This is a genomic window from Nonomuraea sp. NPDC003727, from assembly GCF_053586935.1.
The window spans coordinates 1-11,897 of the sequence record NZ_JBSFNE010000001.1 but is presented as its reverse complement, the minus strand read 5'-3'; the positions used below and the strand labels follow the sequence as shown (position 1 = coordinate 11,897).

The 11,897-nt window shown below is 68.6% G+C and carries 13 protein-coding genes and 1 tRNA gene; 13 read left to right on the top strand and 1 reads right to left on the bottom strand.

Translation table 11 applies throughout. The features are described from left to right. Positions 1-113 precede the first annotated feature (113 nt). The 9 genes from ACWDLG_RS00070 (at position 114) to ACWDLG_RS00030 (ending at position 8,254) form a co-directional block, all read left to right on the top strand. A tRNA-Trp gene (locus ACWDLG_RS00070) sits at positions 114-186 on the top strand. A gap of 76 nt (positions 187-262) precedes the next feature. Then, positions 263-511, top strand: coding sequence for a preprotein translocase subunit SecE (gene secE / locus ACWDLG_RS00065; RefSeq protein ID WP_449914222.1), 249 nt, complete (start codon positions 263-265; stop codon positions 509-511). Between the two features lie 51 nt (positions 512-562). After that, positions 563-1,342 carry a transcription termination/antitermination protein NusG gene (nusG, locus tag ACWDLG_RS00060; protein WP_449914220.1) on the top strand — a complete coding sequence of 260 codons (780 nt, stop codon included), beginning with the start codon at positions 563-565 and terminating at the stop codon, positions 1,340-1,342. Between the two features lie 184 nt (positions 1,343-1,526). After that, on the top strand, positions 1,527-1,958 hold the full coding sequence (gene rplK, locus ACWDLG_RS00055) for a 50S ribosomal protein L11 (protein ID WP_327087736.1): 432 nt from the start codon (positions 1,527-1,529) through the stop codon (positions 1,956-1,958). A 108-nt stretch (positions 1,959-2,066) separates the two neighbouring features. Next, entirely contained in the window at positions 2,067-2,786 is a 720-nt protein-coding gene (rplA, locus tag ACWDLG_RS00050) for a 50S ribosomal protein L1 (RefSeq protein ID WP_449914218.1), read from the top strand. A gap of 1,198 nt (positions 2,787-3,984) precedes the next feature. Continuing rightward, entirely contained in the window at positions 3,985-4,821 is an 837-nt protein-coding gene (locus ACWDLG_RS00045) for an LppX_LprAFG lipoprotein (protein ID WP_449914216.1), read from the top strand. 248 nt (positions 4,822-5,069) lie between these two features. Further along, positions 5,070-5,594: a 50S ribosomal protein L10 gene (gene rplJ / locus ACWDLG_RS00040; protein WP_354913849.1), complete on the top strand. Its 525-nt coding sequence runs from the start codon at positions 5,070-5,072 to the stop codon at positions 5,592-5,594. Between the two features lie 72 nt (positions 5,595-5,666). Beyond that, positions 5,667-6,053, top strand: a complete 387-nt coding sequence (gene rplL / locus ACWDLG_RS00035) for a 50S ribosomal protein L7/L12 (protein ID WP_354913847.1) — start codon at positions 5,667-5,669, stop codon at positions 6,051-6,053. Between the two features lie 1,892 nt (positions 6,054-7,945). Further along, on the top strand, positions 7,946-8,254 hold the full coding sequence (locus ACWDLG_RS00030) for a hypothetical protein (protein ID WP_449914214.1): 309 nt from the start codon (positions 7,946-7,948) through the stop codon (positions 8,252-8,254). On the opposite strand, the gene ACWDLG_RS00025 is transcribed toward ACWDLG_RS00030, so the two are convergent. After that, on the bottom strand, positions 8,203-8,601 hold the full coding sequence (locus tag ACWDLG_RS00025; protein ID WP_449914212.1) for a nuclear transport factor 2 family protein: 399 nt from the start codon (positions 8,599-8,601) through the stop codon (positions 8,203-8,205). The two genes, ACWDLG_RS00030 and ACWDLG_RS00025, sit on opposite strands and share 52 nt — an antisense overlap. Positions 8,602-8,657: 56 nt before the next feature. Between ACWDLG_RS00025 and ACWDLG_RS00020 the strand changes: the two genes are divergently transcribed. From ACWDLG_RS00020 to ACWDLG_RS00005, 4 genes are all read left to right on the top strand, one after another. Beyond that, positions 8,658-9,185, top strand: a complete 528-nt coding sequence (locus ACWDLG_RS00020; protein WP_449914211.1) for a TetR family transcriptional regulator — start codon at positions 8,658-8,660, stop codon at positions 9,183-9,185. Between the two features lie 98 nt (positions 9,186-9,283). Further along, a complete protein-coding gene (locus ACWDLG_RS00015; RefSeq protein ID WP_354913842.1) occupies positions 9,284-10,285 on the top strand; it encodes an ABC transporter ATP-binding protein in 1,002 nt (333 codons plus the stop codon). 88 nt (positions 10,286-10,373) lie between these two features. After that, a complete protein-coding gene (locus ACWDLG_RS00010) occupies positions 10,374-10,889 on the top strand; it encodes a hypothetical protein (protein WP_449914207.1) in 516 nt (171 codons plus the stop codon). Further along, positions 10,886-11,383: a hypothetical protein gene (locus tag ACWDLG_RS00005; protein WP_449914205.1), complete on the top strand. Its 498-nt coding sequence runs from the start codon at positions 10,886-10,888 to the stop codon at positions 11,381-11,383. The genes ACWDLG_RS00010 and ACWDLG_RS00005 overlap by 4 nt, the downstream gene beginning before the upstream one ends. Positions 11,384-11,897 lie beyond the last annotated feature (514 nt).

Here is an 11,897-nt window from a genome sequence, read left to right as displayed (position 1 = left end):
GGTTCGACGTGGAGGTCATTCGCCCGTACACTTTCGCATGGTCCTGCCGCCGCATGTCGATGCGGCGATCGGTCCGGACAGGCAGTCAATCGATGTAGTGTGGTTGACGACATAGGGCAATGGCGCAATTGGTAGCGCTCCGGTCTCCAAAACCGGCGGTTGGGGGTTCGAGTCCCTCTTGCCCTGCTGAGTGCGGTCCGCGCAGCAAGGCGTGCAAGCGCGCCGCGCAACTGCGTTGGATACGACAGATCAGGTGAGGACTGTGGCGATCGACACGCACAGCGAGACCGCAGGCAAGCCGAGCGGCGAGAAGAAGCAGAAGCGCACTTCGCCCGCCCTTTTCTATCGGCAGGTCGTCAACGAGCTGCGCAAGGTCATCTGGCCGACGCGTAAGGATCTCATCACTTACACCACGGTCGTTCTGGTATTCGTTCTGATCATGGTTGCGATCGTGTCGGGGTTTGACGCCCTGCTCACGGAGGGCGTCCTGCGGATCTTCGGCGGTAGCTGACCCGACGCCTGACAAGGCACCATTCGATTCGACGAAAGAGGAAAAGTCACCGTGTCCGAGACTTCAGACACCCCTCGCGAGGAGTGGGACGACGACGTCGCCGCCGAGGAGGCCATCGACGAGGTCGAGGAGACCGAGCTCGATGAGGCCGAGGAGGCCGACGACGACGTCGAGGAGTCCGACCAGGCTCCGGTGACCGTCGTCGACGAGGCTGAGGAGGCCGACGAGGCCGAGGAAGCCGTCGACCCCGTCGAGGAGTTCAAGCAGTCCCTGCGCGGACAGCTCGGCGAGTGGTACGTCATCCACTCCTACGCCGGTTACGAGAACCGCGTGAAGTCCAACATCGAGAGCCGCAACGTGTCGCTCAACATGGAGGACTACATCTTCCAGGTCGAGGTGCCCACGCACACCGTCCAGGAGTTCAAGAGCGGCAAGAAGGTCCCCGTGAAGGAGCGCGTGCTGCCCGGCTACGTGCTCGTCCGGATGGACCTGACCGACGAGTCCTGGGCCGCGGTGCGCAACACGCCCGGCGTGACCGGCTTCGTCGGCCTTTCCAACAAGCCGAGCCCGCTCAGCCTCGACGAGGTCGCCAAGCTGCTGGCGCCCGAGCCGACGGAGGAGACCAAGAAGGCCACCACCAAGGCCGCCTCGGGCCCGGCCGTCGAGTTCGAGATCGGCGAGTCGGTCACCGTCATGGACGGTCCGTTCGCCACGCTGCCCGCCTCGGTCAGCGAGATCAGCCCCGAGTCGCAGAAGCTCAAGGTGCTGGTGTCGATCTTCGGCCGCGAGACCCCGGTCGAGCTGTCGTTCAACCAGGTCTCGAAGATCTGACGGGCTCGCATACACTCGACGGGTAACGCGTGACCCCGGCAGTGCGCCAGCCGCCGGCGATCCGTCACTCGTTTCCGTCGACCACAGACGTTCGGCAGGCCGTCCACGCGAAGGACGGCCTTCCGACATGTCCGCCCGCACCCGCGAGCGGACGGCAACACGATCAGGACCCGGAGAAGGACACATGCCTCCGAAGAAGAAGATCGCGGCGCTGGTCAAGGTTCAGCTCCCCGCTGGCCAGGCCACGCCCGCCCCGCCGGTCGGTACCGCCCTCGGTCCGCACGGCGTCAACATCATGGACTTCGTGAAGCAGTACAACGCTGCCACCGAAGCCCAGCGGGGCAACATCATCCCCGTTGAGATCACCATTTTCGAGGACCGCAGCTTCACCTTCATCACGAAGACGCCCCCGGCGCCTGAGCTGATCAAGAAGGCGCTCGGCCTCGACAAGGGTTCTGCGGTCCCCCACAAGGACAAGGTCGGCAAGCTGAGCCGCGAGCAGCTGCGCAGCATCGCCGAGACCAAGATGCCCGACCTCAACGCCAACGACATCGAGGCCGCCGAGAAGATCATCGCCGGCACCGCCCGGTCGATGGGCATCACGGTCGCGGAGTAGGTAGAACCACCGTCACCCGACGGGCTTCTGCCCAGCAATCCATTTGTTCCATCCGTGGGAGGGCCAGGCGCTGGCCCGTGACCACAGACTCCACCGAGGAGATCCGAAGTGAAGCGCAGCAAGGCGCACAAGAACGCGTCGGCCCAGGTCGACCGCGACAAGCTCTACACGCCCGCCGAGGCCGCGAGGCTCGCCAAGGCGACCACCACCACCAAGTTCGACGCCACCGTTGAGGTGGCGCTGCGGCTGGGTGTCGACCCTCGCAAGGCCGACCAGATCGTGCGCGGCACGGTCAACCTCCCGCACGGCACCGGTAAGACCGCCCGGGTCCTGGTCTTCGCGACCGGTGACCGTGCCGAGGCTGCCCGCGAGGCCGGCGCCGACATCGTCGGCGCCGACGAGCTCATCGACGACATCGCCAAGGGCAACCGCCTGAACGAGTTCGACGCCGTCGTCGCCACCCCCGACCTGATGGGCAAGGTCGGCCGCCTGGGCCGCGTGCTCGGCCCGCGCGGTCTCATGCCGAACCCCAAGACCGGCACCGTCACGCCGGACGTGGCCAAGGCCGTGACCGACATCAAGGGCGGAAAGATCGAGTTCCGCACCGACCGTCAGGCGAACCTCCACTTCATCATCGGCAAGACGTCGTTCGACGAGCGCCAGCTCATCGAGAACTACGCCGCCGCCCTTGACGAGGTGCTGCGTCTCAAGCCGTCCGCGGCCAAGGGGCGCTACCTGAAGAAGGTCACCTTCTCGACCACGATGGGCCCCGGCGTTCCCGTCGACCCGAACGTGACTCGCGCGATGACCGCCGAGCTCGAGGGCTGACCCCTTCCTCTCACTCGAAGGCCCCCGCAGGATCTCCCTGCGGGGGCCTTCCCCTTTCCCACCCCCCGCCTCCGTCTGTCTCCGGCCTCCGTCTGTCCCTGGCCTCCGTTGCACGAAGGCCGTGCGTTTCCACGCGCGGCGGCCCTTGGAGCGGCGTCCCTTGCCTCGCCCAACCTCATGCTGGTGCGGCTCCGTGTTGGTGGGGCTCGGGATGTTTGCTGTGTGCGCCCTGGTGCTGGTGGGGCTCGGGGCGCTTGCCGGTCTGTGCGGCGCTGTGCTGGTGGGGCTCAGGATGTTCACTGGTGTGCGGCCTCGTGGTGGTGCGGCTCGGGGCATTTGCCGGTCTGTGCGGCGCTGTGCTGGTGGGGCTCGGGATGTTCGCTGGGTGTGCGGCCTCGTGGTGGTGGGGCTCGGGGCGTTTGCCGGTCTGTACGGCAAGCCGGGTCAGGCCCCTCCGTGGTCACCGGTTGCCCTCCGTCGAAGGGACGCTCCTCGAGCCCAGCCGCGTCCCGCCGTCACGGACGGCCCTTCATCGGCCTTCCGTAGCGGCGGCCGGCCACGCGCGCTCGGTGACGCGTATCCCGGGACAGACGCCCGCCACGCGCCTGGGGTGGCGCGTGGCGGGGCTTGCCGTACGGGTCGGTGGGCGGGATCCAGCGGCCGGCCGGATGGGCGGAATCCCGGGCCCGCCGGGTGGACGGATCCCGGGCCCGTCGGGTGGACGTATCGCGCCTGCCGGGTGGACGGATCGCGCGCCTGCCAGTGAACGGGACGCGTGCCGGATGGCGGAATCCCGGGCCCGTCGGGTGGACGGATCGCGCCTGCCGGGTGGACGGATCGCGCGCCCCCGGGGGGATGGGACGCGCGTGCCGGACGGATGGGATCTCGCCGGATGGGAGAGGGTGTGTGATCGAGGTACTCCGGCGCCTATCGGGTGGGACGGAGGCCCACGCTTGTCGGGAGGCGCCTGTGGGGAAGGGCGGGCGGAGTCTCGCGCGTGGCCGAGATAGCGAAAGGAGCGAGACTTGTGGGTCCGTGTGAAAGATGGATGCGTGCGTGTCGCCTGCCGTCCGGGCTGGTGGGGGAGGTCGAGCGGCGGGTCGAACGGGGAGGGTGGCAGTCAGGGATGACCCTGGCGTTTCCCTGAGTTGATCGAGGGAAGCCAAAATGCGTGAATCCGCGACGTAGTGTCAGAGGCATGCTGAAGCGCAGGATTAGTCTCGCCGTCGCCGCCACGGGCGCCGCCGCCCTTGTCGCGGTCGCGGGCTGTGGATCGACCGGAACGACCGCGACGGGTGTGGCGGTCCCCATCCAGGCCAACCTGGCCGCCGCCGAGGTCCTGGAGCAGGCCGCGCAGAGGACGCAGGACGTCACCAGCTACACCGTCGACGGTGTGATCGACCTGTCGCATCCTCAGGAGGGCACGGGCAAGGTCCAGGGGCGCATGGTCTACCAGAGCAAGCCGCAGCTGGCCGCCGACCTGACGCTCGACACCGCGAATTTCGGCGGGCAGAGCCTGCCCGGCGGAGGGCGTGTGGTGCTGCAGGGCGACACCGTCTACGTGAAGGTTGACGCGCTGAACAAGATGCTCGGCGCCACCAAGCCGTGGATCAAGGTCCCGGTCAGTGAGGGCGGCGCGGAGGCGAAGCAGTTCCTCGACCAGGTCCAGCAGTTCGACCTGGCGAACGTCACCAAGCTCGTCACCGCCTCCCAGAACGTCAAGCAGGTCGGCACCGAGAGCGTCGGCGGCGTCGACGCCACCCACTACAGCGGCACGTTCCCCGTGGACGCGGCCGTGCAGCAGCTGCCCGCCGACGAGCAGGAGCAGGCCAGGCAGCAGCTGGCCGAGCTGCAGAACGTCGCCTTCGACATCTGGGTCGGCACGGACGGTCTGCCGCGCAAGGTGGCCATGTCCGGAGACGAGAAGGGCGCGAAGTTCAACGCGAACCTGTTCTTCAAGGGCTTCAACGAGCCGGTCTCCATCGCCGCGCCGCCCGCCGACCAGGTGGGCGAGTTCCCCAAGAACACGAACTGATCCAGCGGGGGCGATTTGGCATCTTGACGAGTCGCCCCCTATTCTGGTCCTTGCCAAAGACCGCCGGTCGTCGCCGGGTGCCTCAAGGCCCGGTGACCGAAGGATCCACGTCATGTGGACGGCCCGCGTAGGTGAGATGCGAGTTCTTCCCGTGTGGTTCCTGCCATATGGGTGAGCCCCGTGCGCCTGCGCCGGGGCTTGTTCCATGTTCGGAGACCTTCGCCGGCGGCACATCTGGAAGGAGGCCCATGGCGAGGGCGGACAAGGCGACAGCGGTTGCCGAGCTCAAGAGTGAGTTCGAGGGCAGCAGCGCCGCCGTTCTGACCGAGTACCGCGGTCTCACCGTCGCACAGCTCAAGGAGCTGCGTAAGTCGCTCGGTGGGAACGCGAAGTTCGCCGTGGCGAAGAACACCCTGACCAAGATCGCGGCCAACGAGGCCGGCGTGACGGGTCTCGACTCGCTGCTGGTCGGCCCGACGGCCGTCGCTTTCGTGACGGGCGACGTGGTCGAGGCCGCCAAGGGTCTGCGTGACTTCGCCAAGGCCAATCCCCTTCTGGTGATCAAGGGCGGCTTCATGGAGGGCAAAGCCCTCGACGCCGCCGAGATCACCAAGCTCGCTGACCTCGAGTCCCGCGAGGTTCTCCTCGCGAAGCTGGCCGGCGCGATGAAGGCGAAGCAGTCCGCTGCTGCCGCCGTGTTCGCCGCGCTGCCCACCAACATGGCTCAGCTGGCCGACGCCCTCCGCGCCAAGCGCGCCGAGGCGGGCGAGTAAGACCGGGGATTGCCGCAACTTCAACCGCGGTCCCGTAACACCATTTAGCAAGATCCATACGGAGGAAACATCATGGCGAAGCTCAGCACCGACGAGCTGCTCGACGCGTTCAAGGAGATGACCCTCCTCGAGCTTTCCGAGTTCGTGAAGCTGTTCGAGGACACCTTCGACGTCAAGGCTGCCGCCCCGGTCGCCGTCGCCGCCGCTGCCGCCCCGGTCGCCGCCGCTGAGGAGGCCGCGGAGCAGGACGAGTTCGACGTCATCCTCGAGGCCGCCGGCGACAAGAAGATCCAGGTCATCAAGGAGATCCGCGCGCTGACCTCCCTCGGCCTGAAGGAGGCCAAGGACCTGGTCGACGGCGCTCCCAAGCCGGTCTTCGACGGCAAGGTCAACAAGGACCAGGCGGAGAAGGCCAAGGCTGCCCTCGAGGGCGCCGGCGCCACCGTCACCGTCAAGTAAGACGGCGCGTCTTTCTGAAAAGAGCGGAACACACCCTGGTGCCGGGTGGGTTCCGCTCTTTTTGTTTGTCCCGGCCTTTTCGTTCGTCCCGGCTTTGGTTGTCCCGGCTTTTGCGGTCTTGGCCGCTCGTGGTCCTAGCCACTCGTGGTCCTAGCCACTCGCGGTGCTGGTCACCCGTGGTGCTGGTCATCCGCCGGTCCCGTCCGCGCGTTGCCCGGTGACGCTCGCCGTCTCAGCCCGCCTCTTTCTCGGCAGGGCGCGCTGTCCTGCCTGCCTTCCATCCCGCTTGTGCGCTGTCCCGCTTGTGCGCTGCCCGGCCTGCGGAGTGTCCTGCCCGCACGCCGTCCAGGCTGCGCGCCGTCGCGCCTGTGCGCCGTCCTGCCTGTGCGCTGTCTCGCACGCACGCCATCCGTCCTGCGGTCTGTCTCGCCCGCACGTCGTCCGTCCTGCGGTCTGTCTCGCCCGCTGCCGTTCAGGTCGCACGTCGTCTCGCCCACACGCCGTCCGGGCCGCATTCCGTCCGTTGTTGTGTGAGGCGCTCGCTTCGCTCGCCGGTTGTCTTCCGGCAGCGTGTTGTCTCGGCCCTGCGTTGTCTCGGCCGTGCGTTGTCCGGCGATGCCTGGGGGTGCGTTCGGGCTACGGGAGGGTCGTGAGGCGGGTTCGGGCCGCGTGGCGGGGCGTGGGGCGCGACGGGGAGTTGAGGACGTGGGGCGGGCTCGCGCCGCGGGGTCAGGAGTCGGAGCCGCTGGACGGGTCCACGGCCAGCTGGTGACGGTCGTTGGGGTGTGGCGGGAGGCCGAGGCCGGGTCGTGAGCGTGGCCGCAGTGGTGGCTGTGGCGGTGTGTTTGGCGGGTCATGAGCGTTGGACTCCATAGGTTCGGGGTACGGACGCGATCTCCAGCTCTGCGGAGAGCCGGGCCCGCTGGTGGCCGTATGCCTCGGCCGGCCCGACGGCACTAGGGCGCGGTGTGGGTGCCGCGGCGTATGCGGTGGAGACCGCAGGTTCGCCATACACGGGCGGGATCCCCACCGCGGGCCCCTCGACGGGCAGCCCCCGGCGATCCTGCGATGGCGGCGTCGGCTCGTGGGCTCTTTGGGATGGCCTCGGTGTGGGCGGTCCGGGGATGGTGGCGTCGGCTCGTGGGCTCTTCGGGATGGCCCCGGCCTGGGCGACCCTGAGATGGCGACGTCGGCCCGTGGATCCTTCGGGATGGCGACGAAAAGCCCGGCCGCCCCCACGACGGTCCGGCGCCCCACAGCGCGCCGGACGGGGACGGTTCCCGCGCGTGCCCTGTTCCCCGGGAGTGGCTCCGGCGTTGCTCGTAGACCCCGGATGGCGGTGGTTCCAGTGATTTTCGCGGTGGCGATGGTCTCGATGGTCGGCGGATGGTGAGGTTCCGAGGGTGGCCAGGTCCGGCGGATGGTGAGGTCCCGAGGGTGGCGAAGTCCGGCGGATGGTTAGGTTCGAGGGTGGCGAAGTCCGGGGGAGTGGCGAGGTCCGGGAGCACGGGGAGATCTGGAGGACGGTGATGTGCGGCGAGGGCGGTGTGCTTCCGGATCCCTGGGCATTCGGCGCGCCGCCGCACGGGTTCTTAGGCGGCAACGGCTCCGGGCCTCCTCGACCGGAGGCGGGGGCGGGGTGCTGTTCCTCCGACACCCAGCGATCGAGGCCGCCGCGCTGCTCAAGGCGGGCGCCGAGCCGTACACCTTGGGTCGCCACCGCCGCCATCGCCGCCACCGATCGCCGCGACCGCCATTGATCGCCGCCACCGCCACCGTCGCCACGACCGCCACGACCGGCACGACCGGCACGACCGGCACGACCGGCACGACCGGCACGACCGGCACGACCGGCACGACCGGCACGACCGGCACGACCGCCGGGACCGCTATTGGCTGCCACCGCGCCCACCGCGGTCGTTGGTGGCACGAACGCAGCCGGCGCCGGGCTATCCGTCATGGTGGCCGGCGGCTGCAACGGCGCCGACCCCGCGCCGACCCTCGCCCGGTTCCAGCAGGAGGTCCGGGAGGGGAGGATCCACCCTTTCGTCGGCGGCATGGAGCCGAGCGCCCGCACCGGTGGCAGCGGGGCCGTCAGGATGACCGCCCGGGGTGCGGGAGAGCTGCACCGCGCGCGGTCGGCGCGGCGTCACCCTGTTCGGCCTGAGCGCAGGCCGGAGACCGCGGTGGCGTCCATGTAGTCGCGGGTGTGGACGATCTTCCCGTCGCGCACCCGCAGGACGAGCAGTCCGGGCACCGTGTACGGCCGGCCGTTCACCGTGACGGCGGTCTCGTGCTCGACCACGAGCACCTCGGGGTCGACGCTCTGGTGGACGACGACGTTGCGGATGTCCTCGACGACGGCCGGGCTGGCGCCCCATGAGGCCGTGTATCCGGCCCTGACCTCCTCTCTGCCGTTGTAGCGCGGCACCATCCCCGCCATCCGGAAGGGGAACTCGTGGACGCCGTCCTCGGCGTAGAGGTCGGCGAGTTCGTCGGCCGACATGTGGCGCATGGCGTCGTGGAAGCGCGTGACGATCTCTGTCATGCCGGCCAACTTACTCAACAACCGTTGAGCGAACAAGGGGCCAGTAGAGTGACGGCGTGACGCTGACGCGGGCCGAACGCAGGGCCAGGACCGAACGGCGGATCCTCGAGGCGGCTCGCGCGCTGTTCGCCGAAAGAGGCTTCGAACGCACCACGATCAGGGCCGTCGCCGGCGCGGCAGGCGTCGACCCGGCCCTGGTCATGCAGCATTTCGGCAGCAAGCAGGGCCTGTTCGAGCGGGCCGTCCAGGTGGCGGGCGACGACGCCGAGCGGCTGGTCGACGACCTGCTGGGTTCGCTCGGCGTCAAGCTGGGCGAGCTGCCCCAGAGTTCGCTGGCCGTGATGCGCTCGATGCTCACCCATCCGGAGGCCGCCGCGTCGGCGCGGGCCACGTTCAGCGGGCAGATCGAGCGGATCGCCGCGGCGATCGAGGGCGGGGACGCCAGGCCCAAGGCCGCGCTCATCACGCTGGTACTGCTCGGCGTCACCATCGGCCATCAGCTCCTCGACCTCGACGAGCTGCGTGACGTCCCGCCCGACGAGGTGGCCAGGCTGCTCCGCCCGGCGTTGCAGGCGCTGACATAACCGCCCAGTAACAATCTCGGCGTTTTATTGGAATGGATTCCAATTCACGGGAAGCTCCGTAACAGCGATCCCTTACCACCGGCGATGGGAAGGTGACTGTGGGCGTCGAGGTCGTGGTCGATGGGCTGACCAAGTCGTTCGGTCGGCAGGTCATCTGGGAGGACGTCTCGCTGACCCTCCCCGCCGGCGAGATCTCCGTGCTGCTCGGGCCGTCCGGCACCGGCAAGTCGGTCTTCCTCAAGACCCTCGTGGGCCTGCTGCGTCCCGACCGCGGCCACATCTGGATCGACGGCTACGATCTGGCCAACTGCAGCGAGAACAAGCTCTACGAGCTGCGCAGGCTGTTCGGGGTGCTCTTCCAGGACGGTGCGCTGTTCGGCTCGCTCAGCCTCTACGACAACGTCGCCTTCCCGCTGCGCGAGCACACCAAGAAGAGCGAGTCGCAGATCCGCCAGATCGTCATGGAGAAGATGGAGCTGGTGGGCCTGGTGGGCGCGGAGGGCAAGCTGCCCGGCGAGATCTCCGGGGGCATGCGCAAGCGCGCCGGGCTGGCCCGCGCCCTGGTGCTCGACCCCGAGATCATCCTGTTCGACGAGCCAGACTCGGGCCTCGACCCGGTCCGGACCGCCTATCTCAACCAGCTTATCGTCGACCTCAACGCCGAGATCGAGGCGACGTTCCTCATCGTCACCCACGACATCAACACCGCCCGCACGGTGCCCGACGACATCGGGCTGCTGTTCCGGCGTGAGCTGGTGATGTTCGGCCCGCGCGAGATGCTGCTGTCGAGCGACGAGCCGGTGGTCAGGCAGTTCCTCAACGCGCGCAGGCACGGCCCGATCGGCATGTCGGAGGAGAAGGACGTCTCCGAGCTGGAGGCCGAGGCGCAGATGGGTCACGACCCCGGCGCGCTGCCGCCGATCCCGCCGCAGCTGATGCCCAGCGGCAACGGCATCCGCCGGACGCAGAAGCCGCCCGGCTCGTGGCTGGCCGCCAACGGAGTGATCCCGCCGCAGGGCTCCTTCGTCGACGAGCGCGGCCGCAACTGGCTGGAGGAGTATCCCCGGCTCGTCAACGCGCACATGAACGGCGTGCGCTGACGCGGCGCTGTGCGGCGGGACGCTCCACCGATGCCCACCCGGATGTTCGGGGCCTGGACGAATGGGTCGAGCGTTATGATCCCGCGATATGGCAGGCAGTGCTGACTCCTCCCGGTCGGCGACCGTGGTGCGCGCGCTGATCGTCGCGCTGGCGGCGATCCTCGTGCTGGTCACGGGGCTTGCCTTCTGGCTGAGCGCGCAGCTGCGCGACGAGGAGGCGGCGGCGACCGACCGCCGGGCGGCGATCGACGCCGCGGCGGCCCACGCGCTCAACCTGCTCTCGCTCAACTACAAGAGCGCCGACGCCAGCATCGCCAAGATCCTCGCGACCTCCACGGGTGTCGCCTACGCGGAGTACCACGCAGGGGCGCCCAAGCTGAGGGAGACCACGATCGCCAACAAGGTCGTCCAGACCGGGGTCGTGCGCGCCTCGGGGATGGTCTCGATGGCGGGCGACGCCGCGAAGGTGCTGGTCGTCGCCGACTCCACGATCAGCTGGGAGGGCACGGGGACGCCCCAGCAGGACCGCTACTACCGCTGGTCGATGGACCTGTCCAAGGTCGGCGGCCGTTGGCTTGTCGCGAAAGCGGAGCAGGTGCTGTGAGAGTCGTCATGGCGGCGATGCTCGCCGCGGCCGTGACCTTCCTCGGCTGGGTCTCGCTGCGGATGCACGGGGAGCTGAGCGAGCTGCGCGAGGGGCGGGCGGCGGGGGAGCAGGCGCTGGCCGCGGCCCGGGCGCTGGCGCCCGACCTGCTGTCGTACAACTACCGGACGATCGAGGATGATCTCACCAGGGCGCAGGCCCTCACCACCGGCGAGCTGGCCGGCCGCTACCAGGAGCTGCGCAGGTCGCTCGTGCCCCGGGCCACCGAGCAGCGGACGGTCCAGGAGGTCTCCGTCGCGGGGGCCGCCGTGCAGGACGCCACGCCGGACAGGGTGTCGGTTCTCCTGTTCGTGAACATGGGGACGACCAAGCAGGCGCAGAGCGATGCCGAACCACGGCAGCAGGTGATCCAGAATCGGGTACGGCTCGTCATGGTGAAGGATGGTTCGCGGTGGTTGGTGGGCGATCTCTCCACTTTGGTAGGCAGCAGTTGATGTCGGGCATGTCCCGACATTCAATTGTTATCAAATTCCAGGTTTAGCGAGCCTTGTGAGACGGGTACATCCGTCACGGTTCCACCGATCGTCGGCATGGGTTCAGACCTCGGTGTGACAGAGCGTTAGCGGCCCCGGCTCGCGGGTATCGTCTTGGGGCCTACGGCTAGCCATCTGTCACCAAGGGAAGAAATCCCAGCGTCCAGGCTTTGAGTTGGCCGAAAGTCCGGCTCGCGGGCTTGACGTTTCCGCTCGGACGGGCGATGCTGCGGACAACGTGGAGCATGCAGCGAGAGCGAAGTGGACAGGCGTGTGCCGTTCGGCTACACTGCCCCTTTGCGCTGCCCTTTGACGACCCGCTTCTCTTGCTCACGTTGCGAGGTTGTCTGGCGTGCGTGTAGTCAGTCCGCCGCGAGCCCTCGGAAGGACATCTGTTGGCAGCCTCGCGCAACGCCTCCGCCGTACCCGCCGGTCCCCGTCGCGTTTCCTTTTCGCGCATCCAGGAGCCCCTCGA

Bases quoted from the DNA above. Each gene is read 5' to 3' on its own strand.
- ACWDLG_RS00045 (WP_449914216.1), top strand. From the start codon at position 3,985: ATGCTGAAGCGCAGGATTAGTCTCGCCGTCGCCGCCACGGGCGCCGCC.
- rplJ (WP_354913849.1), top strand. From the start codon at position 5,070: ATGGCGAGGGCGGACAAGGCGACAGCGGTTGCCGAGCTCAAGAGTGAG.
- ACWDLG_RS00010 (WP_449914207.1), top strand. From the start codon at position 10,374: ATGGCAGGCAGTGCTGACTCCTCCCGGTCGGCGACCGTGGTGCGCGCG.
- rplK (WP_327087736.1), top strand. From the start codon at position 1,527: ATGCCTCCGAAGAAGAAGATCGCGGCGCTGGTCAAGGTTCAGCTCCCC.
- ACWDLG_RS00025 (WP_449914212.1), bottom strand. From the start codon at position 8,601: ATGACAGAGATCGTCACGCGCTTCCACGACGCCATGCGCCACATGTCG.
- rplL (WP_354913847.1), top strand. From the start codon at position 5,667: ATGGCGAAGCTCAGCACCGACGAGCTGCTCGACGCGTTCAAGGAGATG.